General features: G+C 54.8%; 15 protein-coding genes and 3 pseudogenes. 11 read left to right on the forward strand and 7 right to left on the reverse strand.

Annotated features, from left to right (window positions below):
• Positions 1 to 161: 161 nt before the first annotated feature.
• The 4 genes from LCD46_00095 to LCD46_00110 all read left to right on the forward strand — a co-directional run bounded on the left by LCD46_00095 (position 162) and on the right by LCD46_00110 (position 3,880).
• On the forward strand, positions 162 to 1,784 hold the full coding sequence (locus tag LCD46_00095) for an alpha-glucoside-specific PTS transporter subunit IIBC (GenBank protein UOY70792.1): 1,623 nt from the start codon (positions 162 to 164) through the stop codon (positions 1,782 to 1,784).
• The gene (locus LCD46_00100) at positions 1,781 to 3,103 is read left to right on the forward strand and encodes a 6-phospho-alpha-glucosidase (GenBank protein UOY70793.1); all 1,323 of its coding nucleotides are present in this window, start codon (positions 1,781 to 1,783) and stop codon (positions 3,101 to 3,103) included. The genes LCD46_00095 and LCD46_00100 overlap by 4 nt, the downstream gene beginning before the upstream one ends.
• Positions 3,104 to 3,195: 92 nt before the next feature.
• The gene (locus tag LCD46_00105) at positions 3,196 to 3,543 is read left to right on the forward strand and encodes a YidH family protein (GenBank protein UOY70794.1); all 348 of its coding nucleotides are present in this window, start codon (positions 3,196 to 3,198) and stop codon (positions 3,541 to 3,543) included.
• On the forward strand, positions 3,533 to 3,880 hold the full coding sequence (locus LCD46_00110) for a DUF202 domain-containing protein (protein ID UOY70795.1): 348 nt from the start codon (positions 3,533 to 3,535) through the stop codon (positions 3,878 to 3,880). Before LCD46_00105 ends, LCD46_00110 begins: the two co-directional genes overlap by 11 nt.
• On the opposite strand, the gene dsdA is transcribed toward LCD46_00110, so the two are convergent.
• Together dsdA and dsdX are read right to left on the reverse strand one after the other, a co-directional pair.
• Entirely contained in the window at positions 3,864 to 5,153 is a 1,290-nt protein-coding gene (dsdA, locus tag LCD46_00115; GenBank protein ID UOY70796.1) for a D-serine ammonia-lyase, read from the reverse strand. The two genes, LCD46_00110 and dsdA, sit on opposite strands and share 17 nt — an antisense overlap.
• A 17-nt stretch (positions 5,154 to 5,170) precedes the next feature.
• Positions 5,171 to 6,508 carry a D-serine transporter DsdX gene (gene dsdX, locus LCD46_00120; GenBank protein ID UOY70797.1) on the reverse strand — a complete coding sequence of 446 codons (1,338 nt, stop codon included), beginning with the start codon at positions 6,506 to 6,508 and terminating at the stop codon, positions 5,171 to 5,173.
• Between the two features lie 204 nt (positions 6,509 to 6,712).
• Here dsdX and dsdC point away from each other — a divergent pair.
• Together dsdC and LCD46_00130 are read left to right on the forward strand one after the other, a co-directional pair.
• Positions 6,713 to 7,639: pseudogene (gene dsdC, locus LCD46_00125) on the forward strand (DNA-binding transcriptional regulator DsdC).
• Positions 7,640 to 7,723: 84 nt separating this feature from the next.
• Positions 7,724 to 8,800: a glycoside hydrolase family 5 protein gene (locus tag LCD46_00130; protein UOY70798.1), complete on the forward strand. Its 1,077-nt coding sequence runs from the start codon at positions 7,724 to 7,726 to the stop codon at positions 8,798 to 8,800.
• Here the strand turns inward: LCD46_00130 and emrD are convergent.
• The 4 genes from emrD to tisB all read right to left on the reverse strand — a co-directional run bounded on the left by emrD (position 8,703) and on the right by tisB (position 11,559).
• A complete protein-coding gene (emrD, locus tag LCD46_00135) occupies positions 8,703 to 9,887 on the reverse strand; it encodes a multidrug efflux MFS transporter EmrD (protein ID UOY70799.1) in 1,185 nt (394 codons plus the stop codon). The two genes, LCD46_00130 and emrD, sit on opposite strands and share 98 nt — an antisense overlap.
• A gap of 175 nt (positions 9,888 to 10,062) precedes the next feature.
• Positions 10,063 to 10,896, reverse strand: coding sequence for a DMT family transporter (locus LCD46_00140; GenBank protein UOY70800.1), 834 nt, complete (start codon positions 10,894 to 10,896; stop codon positions 10,063 to 10,065).
• A gap of 62 nt (positions 10,897 to 10,958) precedes the next feature.
• Entirely contained in the window at positions 10,959 to 11,405 is a 447-nt protein-coding gene (locus LCD46_00145) for a GNAT family N-acetyltransferase (GenBank protein UOY70801.1), read from the reverse strand.
• 64 nt (positions 11,406 to 11,469) lie between these two features.
• A complete protein-coding gene (gene tisB, locus LCD46_00150; protein ID UOY70802.1) occupies positions 11,470 to 11,559 on the reverse strand; it encodes a type I toxin-antitoxin system toxin TisB in 90 nt (29 codons plus the stop codon).
• 711 nt (positions 11,560 to 12,270) lie between these two features.
• On the opposite strand from tisB, the gene LCD46_00155 reads away from it, so the two are divergent.
• Both LCD46_00155 and hcp read left to right on the forward strand, forming a co-directional pair.
• Positions 12,271 to 12,984, forward strand: a complete 714-nt coding sequence (locus LCD46_00155) for a hypothetical protein (protein UOY70803.1) — start codon at positions 12,271 to 12,273, stop codon at positions 12,982 to 12,984.
• 196 nt (positions 12,985 to 13,180) lie between these two features.
• Positions 13,181 to 13,492: pseudogene (hcp, locus tag LCD46_00160) on the forward strand (type VI secretion system tube protein Hcp).
• A gap of 59 nt (positions 13,493 to 13,551) precedes the next feature.
• On the opposite strand, the gene LCD46_00165 reads toward hcp, so the two are convergent.
• Positions 13,552 to 14,520 carry an IS5 family transposase gene (locus LCD46_00165; protein ID UOY70804.1) on the reverse strand — a complete coding sequence of 323 codons (969 nt, stop codon included), beginning with the start codon at positions 14,518 to 14,520 and terminating at the stop codon, positions 13,552 to 13,554.
• A 33-nt stretch (positions 14,521 to 14,553) separates the two neighbouring features.
• Here LCD46_00165 and LCD46_00170 point away from each other — a divergent pair.
• From LCD46_00170 to ilvB, 3 genes and pseudogenes are all read left to right on the forward strand, one after another.
• Positions 14,554 to 14,724: pseudogene (locus LCD46_00170) on the forward strand (type VI secretion system tube protein Hcp).
• 107 nt (positions 14,725 to 14,831) lie between these two features.
• Positions 14,832 to 14,930: an ilvB operon leader peptide IvbL gene (gene ivbL / locus LCD46_00175; GenBank protein ID UOY70805.1), complete on the forward strand. Its 99-nt coding sequence runs from the start codon at positions 14,832 to 14,834 to the stop codon at positions 14,928 to 14,930.
• Between the two features lie 106 nt (positions 14,931 to 15,036).
• Positions 15,037 to 16,725 (forward strand): acetolactate synthase large subunit, encoded by a 1,689-nt coding sequence (gene ilvB / locus LCD46_00180; protein ID UOY70806.1) that lies wholly within the window; start codon positions 15,037 to 15,039, stop codon positions 16,723 to 16,725.

Below are 16,725 nucleotides of genomic sequence, written 5' to 3' on the forward strand. Positions count from 1 at the left end.
CGAAAAGTAGACCTGACTGGTCAAAATAAAACCATGAATGCGATCACGAATCGCAGCGGCACGCCATGTTCGCGCATCAGTAAGTTCTTATGCTCACCTCAGGCCAGCAAAAAACCATAAAGGCCTCTACCCCCTACAGGTTGTTACGTGAGGATTTAAAAATGCTCAGTCAAATACAACGTTTTGGCGGTGCCATGTTTACCCCGGTGTTGCTGTTTCCGTTCGCCGGGATCGTGGTGGGAATTGCCATCATGCTTCGCAACCCGCTGTTTGTGGGCGAGGCTTTAACCGCTCCGGATAATCTTTTCGCGCAGATCGTTCACATCATTGAAGAGGGCGGCTGGGCGGTGTTTCGTAATATGCCGCTGATTTTTGCCGTCGGCCTGCCGATTGGTCTGGCGAAGCAGGCGCAGGGCCGCGCCTGTCTGGCGGTGCTGATTAGCTTCCTGACCTGGAACTACTTTATCAATGCGATGGGGATGACCTGGGGTCATTTCTTTGGCGTCGATTTCTCCGCAGAGCCCATGGCGGGAAGCGGGCTGGCGATGATTGCGGGTATCAAAACGCTGGATACCAGCATTATTGGGGCGATTGTGATTTCGGGCATCGTCACCGCGATCCATAACCGCTATTTCGACAAGCCGCTGCCGGTTTTTCTGGGGATTTTCCAGGGTACGTCGTTCGTCGTTATCCTCGCATTCTTCGTTATGATCCCCTGCGCCTGGCTGACGCTGCTGGGTTGGCCGAAAGTGCAAATGGGCATTGAGTCTCTGCAGGCCTTCTTACATTCTGCTGGTGCATTGGGTGTCTGGGTTTATACCTTCCTGGAACGCATTCTGATCCCAACCGGATTGCATCACTTTGTCTACGGTCCGTTTATTTTCGGCCCTGCGGCAGTGGAAGGCGGGATTCAGGTCTACTGGGCGCAGCATCTGCAGGAGTTCAGCCAGAGCACGCTGCCGCTGAAAACCCTGTTCCCGGAAGGCGGTTTCGCACTGCACGGTAACTCCAAAGTGTTTGGCTCTGTCGGGATTGCGCTGGCGCTGTGGTACACCGCGTCGCCGGAAAACCGCGTCAAGGTAGCGGGGTTGCTGATCCCGGCCACGCTCACCGCCGTACTGGTGGGGATTACCGAGCCACTCGAATTCACCTTCCTGTTTATTTCGCCGCTGCTGTTTGCCGTCCACGCCGTACTGGCCGCGACGATGGCAACGGTGATGTACATCTTTGGCGTGGTAGGGAATATGGGCGGCGGCATGCTGGACCAGTTCCTGCCGCAAAACTGGATCCCAATGTTCCATAACCACGCCTCAATGATGTTCACCCAAATCGGTATCGGCGTCTGCTTTACCGGGATCTACTTCGTGGTCTTCAAAACGCTGATTGAGCGTCTGAACCTCAAAACACCTGGCCGGGAAGAGAGTGAAATCAAACTCTACAGCAAGGCTGACTATAAGGCCGCGCGCGAGCAAACCACCGCCCCGGCGGCGGCCAGCCAGCAGGTTGGACAAGCTGCCGGATTCTTACAGGCACTCGGCGGTGCGGCCAATATCGAAAGCATTAACAACTGCGCCACCCGCTTACGTATCGCGCTGGTGGATATGGCGAAAACCCAAAGTGATGACGTCTTCAAAGCCCTGGGCGCACACGGTGTCGTCCGGCGCGGCAACGGCATTCAGGTGATTGTCGGCCTGCACGTTCCTCAGGTGCGCGACCAGCTGGAATCGCTGATGAAAACCCCTTTAACGAATGAACAAACCACCCTGACAGAGGCTATATCATGAAAAAATTCTCAGTTGTCATTGCAGGCGGCGGCAGCACCTTTACGCCTGGTATCGTCCTGATGCTGTTAGCCAACCGCGACCGTTTCCCGCTGCGCGCGCTGAAGTTCTATGACAACGACGGCGCACGTCAGGAGACTATCGCCGAAGCGTGCAAAATCATCCTTAAAGAACAGGCTCCGGAAATTGAATTTAGCTACACCACCGATCCAAAAGCCGCCTTTACCGATGTCGATTTCGTGATGGCGCATATCCGCGTGGGCAAATACCCGATGCGTGAAAAAGACGAGAAAATCCCATTGCGTCACGGCGTGCTGGGTCAGGAAACCTGCGGCCCGGGTGGGATCTCTTACGGCATGCGCTCTATCGGCGGCGTGCTGGAACTGGTGGATTATATGGAGCAGTACTCCCCGAACGCCTGGATGCTGAACTACTCCAACCCGGCGGCGATTGTGGCGGAAGCTACCCGCCGTCTTCGTCCGAATGCCAAAATCCTCAATATCTGCGATATGCCGATCGGCATTGAAGGGCGCATGGCGCAGATTGTTGGCCTGAAGGACCGCAAAGAGATGCGGGTTCGCTACTACGGGTTGAACCACTTCGGCTGGTGGACGTCGATTGAAGATCTGAACGGCAACGATCTGATGCCGAAACTGCGCGAATACGTTGCGAAAAACGGCTATGTCCCGCCTTCGGAAGATGCGCATACCGAAGCGAGCTGGAACGATACCTTTGCCAAAGCAAAAGACGTGCAGGCGCTGGATCCGGACACCATGCCGAACACCTACCTAAAATATTATCTGTTCCCGGACTACGTGGTCGCGCACTCCAACCCGGAACGCACCCGCGCCAATGAGGTGATGGATCACCGCGAGAAGCACGTGTTCAGCTCTTGCCGGGCGATTATCGAAGCCGGTAACTCCGCCGCCGGTGAGCTGGAAATCGACGAACATGCGTCGTACATCGTCGATCTGGCGACGGCAATTGCCTTCAACACCCAGGAGCGCATGTTGCTGATTGTGCCAAACAACGGGGCTATCCATAACTTTGATGCCGACGCGATGGTGGAAATTCCGTGCCTGGTGGGCCACAACGGGCCGGAACCACTGACCGTGGGCGATATTCCGCACTTCCAGAAAGGATTGATGAGCCAGCAGGTGGCGGTGGAAAAACTGGTGGTGGATGCCTGGGAACAACGCTCATACCAGAAACTCTGGCAGGCGATTACCCTGTCGAAAACCGTGCCGAGCGCCTCCGTTGCGAAAGCCATTCTGGATGACCTGATCGAGGCCAATAAGGGTTACTGGCCAGAGCTGCATTAACCTTTCCGACCGGCATCGCCCGATGCCGGTCTCCTTGTCCTTGTCGATTTACGCTATGCTGAAGCCTGTCTCTGGCACGACAAGGAACCTTCATGAAAATTTCCCGCCTCGGTGAAGCGCCGGACTATCGCTTCTCTCTGGCTAATGAACGCACATTTCTGGCGTGGATCCGCACCGCGCTGGGCTTTCTTGCCGCAGGGGTGGGTCTCGATCAACTCGCGCCTGATTTTGCCACACCGTTGATTCGCGAGGTGCTGGCGTTGCTGCTGTGCCTGTTCGCGGGGGTACTGGCGATTTACGGCTACCTGCGCTGGCTGCGCAATGAGAAGGCGATGCGTCTGAAGCAGGATCTGCCCTATACGCGCGGGTTACTCATCATCAGTACGATCCTGCTGACGGTGGCGGGGGTGATTATGGTGCTGGTGTTCTATGGCGGATAGCCGCAAAGCGCGACGCGAAGCGGACCCCGGCCTGCAGCCGGAGCGGACGTCACTCGCCTGGCTGCGCACGCTGCTGGGGTATGGCGCGCTGATTGCCCTGGCGATTAAGCACAACTGGCACCGTACAGGGGTGCCATTTTGGATCTCACTGGTTGTGCTGGCGTTGGTGGCACTCATTTTATGGCGCTATACCCGCAGCCGTAACCTGATGGATGTGTCGCAGGACGATTTTGTACAGCCGAAGGCGGTGCGGGATAAATTCCTGATCGCCCTGGCTGTACTGTCCCTGTCACTGCTGTTTGCGGTAACCCACCTACAGGCTATTTTTTCCCTTTAGCCAGATATTTCGCCATCTCGTCTTCCGGTACCATTCCGCCGCCGGTCGCCCAGACCAGGTGGGTGACGTTCGCACCGGCATCCACGCGCACCGGCCCGGCCATGCCTGCCAGCGCCGACGGTTCCAGGCGGATCCCTTCCTCCTGCGCCAGCCAGCCGAGCATGTCGTACATGCTCTGATCGGAAAGCGTATAGAACCCGTCAAGCAGGCGTTCCATCGCGCGGCCCACGAAGCCGGACGCCCGTCCTACGGCCAGACCGTCCGCCGCCGTCACGTTATCAATGCCCAGATCCTGCACCGCGATTTCATCGTGCAGGCCGGTGTAGACGCCCAGCAGCATGCACGGCGAATGCGTTGGCTCCGCGAAGAAGCAATGAACGTTATCGCCAAAAGCCAGCTTCAGGCCAAACGCCACACCGCCAGGACCGCCGCCGACGCCGCATGGCAGGTATACATACAGCGGATGTTCTGCATCCACTACGCGTCCCTGGGCAGCAAACTGTGCCTTAAGGCGCTCGCCTGCCACCGCATAGCCCAGGAACAGGGTGCGGGAGTTTTCATCGTCAATGAAGAAGCAGTTCGGATCGCTTTCTGCCGCTTTGCGCCCCTGTTCCACCGCCACGCCGTAATCCTGCTCATACTCCACGACGATCACGCCGTGGCTGCGCAGTTTGGCTTTCTTCCACTCGCGGGCGTCGGCGGACATATGCACCGTCACCTTAAAGCCGATGCGTGCGCTCATAATGCCGATAGACATCCCCAGGTTGCCGGTTGAGCCTACCGCAATGCTGTACTGGCTGAAGAAGTCCTTAAAGCGCGGCTCCAGCAGGATGCTGTAGTCGTCTTCAATGCTCAGCAATCCGGCTTCCAGCGCCAGTTTTTCGGCGTGGGTCAGTACTTCATAGATGCCGCCGCGCGCTTTGATGGAGCCAGAGATCGGCAGATGGCTGTCTTTTTTCAGCAGCAGGGTGCCAGGAATGTTTGTAGCAAATTCCTTCTCCAGCCGTTTTTGCATTGCCGGAATGGCAACCAGTTCAGATTCGATGATGCCATTGGTCGCCGCCGTTTCCGGGAATGCTTTCGCCAGATACGGCGCGAAGCGGTTGAGACGAGCATGCGCGTCGTCCACGTCGGCTTTGGTCAGCCCGACGTAAGGCAATCCTTCTGCCAGCGTGGTAGTGCGCGGGTTAAGCCAGGTGGTTTCTTTCAGGGCAATCAGATCCTCAACCAGAGGAAACTGTGCGGTTAAAGTAGTGATAGTTGCGTTTTCCATAATACGTCTCTTCGCGCTCAGATAATGAAAGAAAGCAGGAATGTGCCGCCAAGTGCAAGCACCGAGGCGATAAACGTCGCCGTCGTATAGTATTTGAAGGTCTCATTCAGGGTCGCGCCGCAGTACTGCTTCACCAGCCAGAAGAGAGAATCCGTGACGATCGTGCAGCCAATGGCGCCGGAACCGATGGCAATAGTAATGATCTCCGGGCTGACGTTCGGATAGAGTGGCAGCATCGGTGCAACAATCGCGGTGGCGCCCATCATCGCCACCGTAGCCGAACCCACGGCGGCATGCAGAACCAGCGCCACCAGCCAGGCGAGCAGGATAGGGTGCATGTGCAGGTTCGAGAGAATATGCGCCAGCGTATCCGCCAGCCCGCTGGTTTTCAGGATGGCGTTAAACGCCCCGCCTGCGCCGATAATCAGCAAAATGTTGGCGATAGAGCCAAAACCGTGCTCGGTATGGGTCAGCATTGCGCCCATGCTCATATGCTGGCGGATCCCCAGCAGGTAGTAGGCGACAAACACGGCGATAAACATCGCGGTGATCGGGTTGCCGATAAACTCCAGCAGCGTATACAGCGTGCCGTCTTTCGCCATATTTAACTCAGCGATGGTTTTCACCAGCATCAGGGCAATCGGCAGCAGCACCGTGAACAGCGTCGCACCCAGCGATGGCAGCGTATGCTCTTCCCGCACTTTCAGGTCTGAAAATTCCGCCGGAACCGGTTTAAACGGCAGACGGTTGCCAAGCAGTTTCAGGAACAGCGGGCCGCCGATCAGCGAGGCCATCAGGCCCACCAGCAGACCGTAGACGATAACCGTTCCGACGTCCGCACCTAATTTATTGGTGACAAACAGCGCCGCAGGATGGGGAGGCACCACGCAGTGCACCGCCATCAATGCGGTACAGAGCGGAATGGCAAGTTTGAGCAGTGAGGTGTGGGTCTTTTTGGCAATGGAAAATGCCAGCGGTATCAGCAGCACCACGCCCACTTCCACAAACAGCGTGATCCCGCAAATCATCCCCACGAGCACCATAATCACGTCTGCTGACAGCCAGCGGCAGCGCTGCAACGCGATCCCGATGCGCTCTGCCGCCCCGGAGACTTCCATCATCTTGCCAAGAATAGTGCCAAGGCCGATTACTGCCGCCAGGAAGCCCAGCGTACCGCCAATCCCGCTCTCAATGGCGTTCACCATATCCAGCGGGCTCATCCCCATCATCGCGCCGACGAAAAAGCTCGCCAGCAGCAGCGCGAGGAACGGGTGAAACTTCAGTTTTACGATGGTTAAAACAATCAACACGATGCTGACAAGCAGCGTTGCCACAACCCAGACCTGAGATCCCATATCTCACCTCACCCTTATGTCATCTACGGGTATTGGACGAAAAAACGGCTTGGGCTGACAAACGATATAAATTGGCTTTCAGATGAGCCAGATTGGATCAACTGAGTGACTAAACTCTAAAAAGCGCACTAAATTCGTATTAGGTTCACATAAATTCATCTTTGAACGGTATGCTGAACATGAAAATAAGGCGTGAGAATTGTGATGAACGATGTGAATGAAGCCCGAAACCGGCTGTTAAACGGCTGGCAGCTGTCGAAAATGTACACCTTTGAGGTGGCTGCCCGGCACGAGTCCTTCGCGCTGGCTGCGGAAGAGTTGTCGCTCAGCCCCAGCGCGGTGAGTCACCGCATCAACCTGCTGGAAGAGGAGTTGGGCATTCAGCTGTTTGTCCGCTCGCACCGTAAAGTCGAGCTGACGCAGGAGGGAAAACGCGTTTACTGGACGCTAAAATCTTCACTCGACACCCTGAACCAGGAGATCCTGGACATCAAAAACCAGGCGCTGTCCGGTACGCTGACGGTCTACTCCCGACCGTCGATTGCCCAGTGCTGGCTGGTCCCCATGCTGGGGGATTTTACCCGTCGCTACCCGTCTATTTCTCTCACCATCCTGACCGGCAACGATTACGTCAATATGCAGCGAACGGGCGTCGATCTGGCGCTGTATTTTGACGATACGCCGCCAAACCACCTTTCTCATCACTTCCTGATGGATGAAGAGATCTTGCCCGTCTGCTCACCGCAGTATGCCCGCGAGCATGAACTGCTGAAAAACCCCGATAACCTCAGCCACTGCACGCTGCTGCACGACCGTCAGGCCTGGAGCAATGATTCCGGTACGGATGAGTGGCTTAGCTGGGCGCAGCACTTTGCGATGAATATGCCGCCATCCTAGGGCATTGGTTTCGATCGTTCCGATTTAGCGATTATCGCGGCCATCAACCACGTCGGCGTCGCGATGGGCAGAAAGCGGCTGGTGCAGAAACGGCTGGAACGAGGCGAGCTGATTGCCCCGTTTGGTGACAAGACCCTGAAATGTCATCAGCACTACTATATTTCGACGCTTTCTGGCCGTCAGTGGCCGAAAATTGACGCCTTTATCGGCTGGCTGAGAGAGCTGGCAGGTTGAAGAATTATTACGCTTTCGCTCTACACCAAATGTGAAAAAGCGTGCTAAATACAGGTAATGCTTTCGATTTATCCAGGGTAAACCGTGTTAAAGCCTTTTATTGCCTCTGCATTACTGATCTCTTCCGGCTGGGCGATTGCCGCTGAGCCGCCGCTGACGGCCGCCCTTTATGCGCAGCAGCTGGGCGTCGGGATGGATGTGGACTGGGCGCGCACCGAGCGCGGCATACGTGAATTCGACCCGCTGGTGGTACGCGATTTTCGAGCAAAAGGCATTACCCACGTGCGCATCCGCGTCGCCGATGAGCCTACGGAAGCGCGGCTGATCCACCTGCGCAAGCTGGTGGAAGCCTGCGAGCAGTATGGCGTGATCCCGATAGTCGCGTATCAGGCGGATGAATATAAAAACGACCCGAAAGCCGATAACGAGAAAGAGACGGTCAACTGGTGGATTGCCGTGGCGCACTATTTCGGTCAGAGCTACCCTCTGCTGGGTTTTGACCTCATCTATGAGCCGGCCGACAAGCTCAACCACAACCTTGCATCGTTAAACCGCGTCTATGAAAAGACCATTAAAGCGATCCACGACATTGACCCGCAGCGAATGATCTTCATTGCGCCGCGTCTGCGTGCCGCGCCGGAGGATTTATCCAGCCTGAAGCTGCCCGCGCACAGCCAAAACTACCTGCTGGCGGAGTGGCACATTTTCCCGTGGGGGCCGCTGAAAAATAGCGGTAAATATCCATGGACTTCCGGGACGGCGGCAGAGAAAGCGGCAATCCATAACCGCATCACTACCGCGCAGCACTGGCAGCAAAAAACCGGGCACGTTAGCTGGGTCGGGGGTTGGGGCGTTGGGGAATCAAGCCGTTTCACCCCAACCGCTTCGCAAATGGCCTTTGCCACCTTTATGGCCTGCGAGCTGCAAAAGGCGAAAATCCCGTATGCGCTTAACGCGGATTTCCAGTTTTACGACGGGGAGGAGGGGGCCTGGCGACCCGCACCAGAACCGTTGCTGCAGGCGATGATCGCCCCTGTCTGTGAAAAGCCGGGCCATCATGCGGTTAAACCGGTTGCTCGTGATGCGGGACACGCGACGCCAGCGGCAGCCAGCACAGTAAAATCAGCAGTCCCATCAGCGTCATCAGCAAACCCAAACTAGCCTGACCGGTCTGCGGCATCATAGCGGAGAGCCAGGCCAGCGCGCCGGAACCGATATTCTGCAAACCGCCCACCAGCGCCCCCGCAGTGCCTGCAAGGAACGGGAACGGCTCCATCGCGCCGCTGGTGGCGAGCGGGAACAGCATCCCCGCACCGAAGAAGAACAGTGCCGCCGGGATCAGCAACGTCCAGACGGTCATCACGCCGAACAGCCCCGGAACCCACATCATTACGCCTGCCAGCAGGCAGCTAATGACCGATTGCCACATCAACGTCGAGAAACGTTTGTTGGGACGTCCGGCAAACCAGGCACCGAAGAACGCCGCAGGAATAGGCAGAATAAACAGAATACTGACCACCATGCTGCTCAGGCCAAGCCCTGCGCCCAGGAGTACACCTGAGCAGGCTTCGAACACCGCAATACCCGCGAGGCCACCGATCAGCATCAGCAGGTAACAGGTAAACGCTCCGTTACCGAATAGCGTTTTATAGCTGGCGATAAGCTTCGTACGCGGTGCGTCTTGCGGGCGCGTTTCCGGCATCCAGCGCGCCATGCTAAAAGTGACGATCATGCACAGCACCAGCAGGAAAGCGTAACAGGCCCGCCAGGACCACATCGTGTCCAGCAGGCCGCCAATCAGCGGGGCCAGCAGCGGGCTGACCAGAATTCCCATGTTCAACAAACTGTTAGCATGGCGAAGCTGAGTGCCCTGATACATATCCCTCGGTAAGGTACGCGCCATCACCCCGCCGACGCCGGTGCCGACACCCTGCAGGGCGCTGGCGGCAATCAACACGGTCAGGTTGTGGGTGGTCATCGCGATCGTCGTGGCGACCATGAAAATAGACATACCGACTAAAATCACCGGGCGGCGGCCGATACGGTCAGAGAGCGGCCCATAGAACAACTGCGAAACGCCATAGGTCAGCAGGTAGGCTGCCATCACGCTTTGTACTGCACCCTCACGGACGTTAAGTTCCTTTGCCATGTCGGCAATCGCCGGAATGTAGATGGTTTGTGCCATCTGACCGACGGCCACCAGTAACACCAGCATCAACAATAAGTTAACGTTCCTTTGTTTTTTCATGTCGCTGAATACTTTTGCCAAAAGAGAGAAATGAAGAATAAGTGACTGCGCATTCCCATAAATGCGCGAGGAATCTACCACAGTGAGATGACAATTTAAGCATTGTCGTGGTGAATGAAAAAACCGGTAAAGGCAGGATTTGTAAACAAGATCGGCAACTAATGTTGCCAGTGGATTACGCCAGGCGTAGCAAGATAGCCCCGCCGGCAATACCCAGCGCAGCAGCGATGCGCAGGCCGGCAACCTTCTCTTTCAAAAGCACAAAAGCAATTAACGCACCGAAGAGAATTGAGGTTTCACGTAGCGCGGCGACAACCGCAAGCGGAGCCTGAGTCATCGCCCATAATGCCAGGCCATACGATCCCATCGTCCCGACACCGCCGAGCAGCCCTTTTTTCCAGTGCAGACCCAGGTAACGAGAGGCTTCGCGTCGTCTCGCGACCATCGCCCAGCACAGCAGACAGAAGCCATTCATAAAGAAGGTCCAGAGCGTATAACCCAGTGCAGAGTCGGATAAACGTACGCCCGTGCCGTCCACCAGCGTATACCCGGCGATAAAACATGCGTTGAGTAGCGCCAGCCATATCCCTTTGCGCGACCGCATACGGCCATTCATCGCCATGGCCAGAATTGACAGGCAGATCACGCCGATACCGGACCATGCGAGCCATGAGAGGCTATCCCCGAGCACCAGCACGCTGATCAGCGCCACCAGCAACGGGGCTGTCCCGCGCATCAATGGATAGGTCTGGCTCATGTCTGAGACCTGATACGTCTTCGCCACCAGTACGGTATACACCACCTGTAAGGCACAGGAGACAATCAAAAACGGCCAGCTTTCTGCAGAAGGCTGTGGGGAAAACGGCAGTAAGACCAGAGCGATAACCGTGGCGGAGCCGCTGACGCTAATCGCGGAATAGAGCTTGTCCGTTCCGGCTTTGACGATGGCGTTCCAGCTGGCATGCAGCAGTGCGGCGAAGAGCAAAATGCAGAAAACGGTGATGGTCATGGGGTATCGGCTGATGAATTGTCACTCAACTGTAACATTCACACCCTGATGCTGCCAGCCGGTTACACCGCACAAAAAAGGCGGTGCGTCACCCGTGGTTCGTCCGAGACCAGCGTAAAACCCGCCCGGCGATAGAACCCGTAAGCGGTGTCAGGCGCGTGGGTATTGAGAAAATCAAACCAGATGCTGGCATCGGCCATCACCACGGTCAAAAGCTGTTTGCCAATGCCCAGCCCACGGCATTTCTCGCTGACATAGAGGTGGCGAATGCGCCCGGCACGCGGCTGCTGGCTGAAGGGATCGCGGTTGAGGCCGCACACGCCTACCAGTTTGCCGTTGAGAAACGCCCCCAGTAGCTTTTCACCCGGCGCGTTAAAGCGGTTTTCACCCCGCTGCCAGTTCTCTTCCAGCCTGCGCAGCATGTTGAAATTCAGTGCGATACTTTCCGCCTTCAGGGCGATGTAGCCCGGCTCATCCGGGGTGACGGGCTCAATTAACAGACGCGACATAGCATTCCCTCGTTATTAAAGAGGGGCGGTTGCCCGCCCCTCTCAGGTGCGACTTGAACCTGAATCACCGAAGGTATTTCAGGACAGCATCAAGCAGTTGCAGTACAGCAACAATGAGTTTGAGGATAAGTATCACCATATCCACTACGCTCATACGCGTCTCCTTTTGGTAAAAAGGAGCACGATGCTGGCGTACCTTTCCGCCGCCTGTTGCCAGCACCTGGATTGACGTAACACAGTGTGCTCACTTCAGGGGTTAAGGCACTGACGGCACCACCCGTTTCAGCCAGGACTTTGTTGCGCCGGTAGAACAGCGGCCCCCTCGCTCACTGCGAACACCCTCAGTATAGATAAATACTGTATGTATGAACAGTATTTTATGGACAAAATTAGGAAGACGATCCATACTCAAAAACGTCAAAATCCGTGCCGGAATTGCGCGTTCTCCTGCGATCGCGTATACTTTTTGCGTTGACGTAACACAGTGTGTTCTGCGGCGACCAACCGCAAACCCTGATAAAAACCTCGCTTAGGCGGGGTTTTTTGTTTTTTGGGCTGCCCGCAAGATTGGATGTCTGTTAACTTATTGGCAATGAATGATGACGTACGTGGCAGGAACACGTTATACATTAATGTTTCATCTAATAAGTCTTAAATATATATCATCTATGTATTTAATATAATTATAAGATACAAAAAACCTCTCCCCATTAGGCTATTCAACTTTTGTCACTCATAGCCGCAATTAATAACTGTGGATTTTTTATTTTTAACGTGAATGTGTATTTAAATTAATCCAATTTATTTGAATTGCACGCTTTTCCAACGTATATTCCAACAACCATGTAAATTGTATGGATACATTATGCAGGCATCTGATTACTTGAAGATGAAGTTCCAGAGTGACAGGCAGTTGGCTATTTATGGACAACAAGGCGTAGCAGGGACATGGAGGGCGTTAAAGGGGATCGGTTCTGATATTTATTCAGGAATGGAGCGTGTAAGTTGGTATTCATCATGCTTAATCCCCAGCTATCATGATGTATGCGATGAACTTCTCTCAGAAGAAAAGAGGATGTACCTCTCAATTGTGTCTCTTTATCGTTACCGCGATGTAATAGCACACATGCTCTATCTTTATTTTGAAAGTGTTATTACCGATTCTGAAAATGGAAATGAACAAAATCGCGTTCGTAAGATGGATTCAAAAGTAACCGGGCTTGTTAACAACATACCGATAAGCAAGACCACGCGTTTAGCGATAGCATGGGGGCTGGCCAAATCCCTTTCTGAATCTGGCCTGCTCTCTGAAATCGTCGTCGAACGGCTTGCACGCCGTGTACCAAACGTTGTCATGGCGCTTCAGCTAATTGGAACAGAACAGAAGTGCGCTCTTGCTGCCCGTCGCCTGAAAACGTTGGATCCTAAGTATTATGCGACCCTGTATACCGCACAGCTGGAGATGCTTTACTACTTTTTTGAGCCTTTCCTGTCGGAACTCATTAAGAAGATGCAAATGGGATTCTATAAGGATTTCGATGCAATTTATAACGACCTAAAGGACAAGGCGCATGTTTAAGAGTCTGCTATCAATTCTATTTTCAGATATTTTATTCCCCGTTTATATTTTTGCGTGCGCCTCTTTGTTCCTGTGGCTGGTGCCTGACCACTGGGTATTACTAACATTCATTTCTATCGTTGCATTTATTATTGTTCATCCGATAATCTTCGGCCGCTTTGATAAGTACGATTGAGTTTTATAAAAAGGAGTTTTTATGTCAAATCCAGCTTATTTATTTCTAACAGATGAAAATGGTTCTCCGATGGTTGGTTCTTGCCTTGTGTCAGGGCGAGAAGGCGCAATTGAACTCAAATCGTTCACTCATAATGTCAACATTCCAGTCGACGGGAATACCGGGAAATTGACGGGCACGCGCATACACATGCCCGTCATGTTTCAGAAGGAATTTGATCGTATAACCCCGTTTTTATTTCGGGCTCTGAGTACGGGGAGAACGCTCCAGTCAGCGATCATTAAGATGTATCTAATTAATGAGGCTGGTGTAGAACAGGAGTATTTTAATATCATCCGGCTTTGTTGAATAAATAAGATTTCGTGCGAACGACCCTGTAGCTGGCTGGATTTTCAGGCAATACGCACGCTTTCTGGCATCCCAGCCTTTGTCATCCTGTTCAACGCACGCACCATGGCCATAGCTTCCGCTACCTGACCATCGTAGTCACGCAGCGTCAGTGAATCTCCCAACAACTGCTTCATTCTGTACATTGCCGTTTCCGCTATCGAGCGACGGTTATATTCCGTTGTCCATTTCCACCGTGCATTGCTTCCGCTCAGCCGCTGATTAGCAACGGCACGGTTGCGGTCTGCGTACTCACCGGGCCAGTAACCTGCTCCTTTTCGGGGAGGAATAAGCGCGCTGATTTTTTTGCGGCGCAGTTCATCGTGACAGAGCCGGGTATCGTAAGCCCCGTCTGCCGCGGCTGCCCTGATTTTTCTGTGAGTCTGCCGGATAAGGCCCGGGAAGGCTTCTGAGTCCGTGACGTTATTCAGCGACAGGTCTGCACAGACAACTTCATGTGTGTTGCTGTCAACAGCAAGATGCAACTTTCGCCAGATACGACGGCGCTCTTTGCCGTGCTTTCTGACTTTCCATTCGCCTTCACCAAAGACCTTCAGCCCGGTGGAATCAATCACCAGGTGTGCGATTTCACCCCGGGTGGACGTTTTGAAACTGACATTAACCGACTTTGCCCGCTTACTGACACTGGTGTAATCCGGGCAGCGCAACGGAACGTTCATCAGGGCAAAAATGGAATCAATAAAACCCTGCGCAGCCCGCAGGGTCAGCCGGAATACGCGTTTAATCACCAGAACGGTGGTGATGGCGAGATCAGAATAGCGCTGGGGCCTTCCTCGTGATGAAGGCGTTGCCGACTCATACCAGGCCTGAATCGCCTCATCATCCAGCCAGAAAGTGAGGGAGCCACGGTTGATGAGAGCTTTGTTGTAGGTGGACCAGTTGGTGATTCTGAACTTTTGCTTTGCCACGGAATGGTCTGTGTTGTCGGGAGGATGCGTGATCTGATCCTTCAACTCAGCAAAAGTTCGATTTATTCAACAAAGCCTATCATCCTGGAGAGTGTGAAAATAACCTCAATCACACCAGACCTGTATCCGGGTGCAAACACCGGGACACACCTTGAAACGGTTCTCATGCGTTATGAGAAAATCACCTGGAAGCATTGCGACGGCAATGTCATCTATAGTGACTCCTGGAATGAGCGAGCAACGTACTGAAACGTGATCCATGACGCATTTTTGCGCAGATGAAAATATTTCCATTGTCACGCCAGAAAACCTGTGTTTGTATAAATTCCATCAATGATTCCAAACACAGGTCCCCAATGACTTCATCCATCTTCACTTCGACCCTACTAAAAACTGCGCAACCAGCCGCAGTGGTCGTCGTGCGTGTGGTGGTGGTCGTCGGCAATGCGCCGTAGGGACTGGATCAACACACGAATCCAAAACCCCGCCGGCGCAAACCGGGCGGGGTTTTTCGTTTAAGAGCCTCCCCGGAAAGTCGGCCCAGAAGAAAAGGACTGGAGCATGGCAAGTTCGGGCACAACATCCACCAAGAAGCGTTTTACTGGCGCGCAGTTAATCGTTCATTTACTGGAACGACAGGGCATCACCACGGTTGCGGGTATCCCTGGCGGGACGGTACTGCCGTTGTATGATGCGTTAAGCCAAAACACGCAGATCCGCCACGTACTGGCGCGTCACGAGCAGGGGGCGGGATTTATCGCCCAGGGCATGGCGCGTACGCAGGGCAAACCGGCGGTCTGTATGGCCTGTAGCGGCCCCGGGGCGACCAACCTGGTGACCGCCATTGCCGATGCGCGTCTCGACTCCATCCCGCTGATCTGCATTACCGGTCAGGTACCATCCTCAATGATTGGTACTGATGCGTTCCAGGAAGTGGATACCTACGGCATCTCTATCCCCATCACCAAACATAACTATTTAGTTCGCGATATCGCCGAGCTTCCTCAGGTTATCAGCGATGCGTTCCGCATTGCGCAGTCCGGCCGTCCAGGCCCGGTGTGGATAGACATTCCTAAGGATGTCCAGACCGCAGAGATCGAGATCGACGTACTGCCTGAGCCGGGCGGCCGTGCCCCTGCCCCGGAATTCAGCGCTGAAAGCGTACGTGACGCCGCAGCCATGATTAACGCCGCCAAACGCCCGGTGCTCTATCTGGGCGGCGGGGCGATTAATGCCTCTGACGCGGTGCGTGAGCTGGCAGAGAAAGCCAACCTGCCCACCACTATGACGCTGATGGCGCTTGGTATGCTCCCGAAAGCGCACCCGCTGTCACTGGGGATGCTGGGGATGCACGGTGCGCGCAGCACCAACTACATTCTGCAAGAGGCTGATTTGCTGATTGTTCTCGGCGCACGTTTTGATGACCGGGCGATCGGCAAAACCGAGCAGTTCTGTCCGAATGCCAAAATCATTCACGTGGATATCGATCGCGCCGAGCTGGGTAAAATTAAACAGCCGCACGTCGCGATTCAGGGTGACGTTGCCGAGGTACTGGCACAGCTGATCCCGCAAACTGAGGCGACCGGGCGTGAAGAGTGGCGTCAGCTGGTAGCCGACCTGCAACAGGAATTCCCTGGTGCAATCCCAACGGAAGGCGACCCGCTCAGCCACTACGGGCTGATTAACGCCGTGGCTGCCTGTGTGGACGACAGCGCGATCATCACCACCGACGTAGGCCAGCATCAGATGTGGACCGCGCAGGCCTACCCGCTGAACCGTCCGCGCCAGTGGCTGACCTCCGGCGGCCTCGGGACCATGGGCTTTGGCCTGCCTGCGGCAGTGGGCGCGGCGCTGGCTAACCCGGACCGTAAGGTTATCTGTTTCTCCGGCGACGGCAGCCTGATGATGAACATTCAGGAAATGGCGACCGCGGCCGAAAACCAGTTAGACGTCAAAATCATCCTGATGAACAACGAAGCGCTGGGGCTGGTGCATCAGCAGCAGAGCCTGTTCTATAAGCAGGGCGTGTTTGCCGCGACCTATCCCGGTATGATCAACTTTATGCAGATTGCCGCCGGCTTTGGCCTGCATACCTGCGATTTGAACGCTGAAGAGGATGCCCACGCGGCATTGCAGGAAGCGATTTCACGCCCGGGCCCGGCGCTGATCCACGTGCGTATTGACCCTGAACAAAAAGTGTATCCGATGGTGCCGCCGGGTGCGGCAAATACTGAGATGGTGGGGGAATAA

Source organism: Enterobacter ludwigii (assembly GCA_023023105.1).
GTDB classification, from domain to species: Bacteria; Pseudomonadota; Gammaproteobacteria; order Enterobacterales; family Enterobacteriaceae; genus Enterobacter; species Enterobacter adelaidei.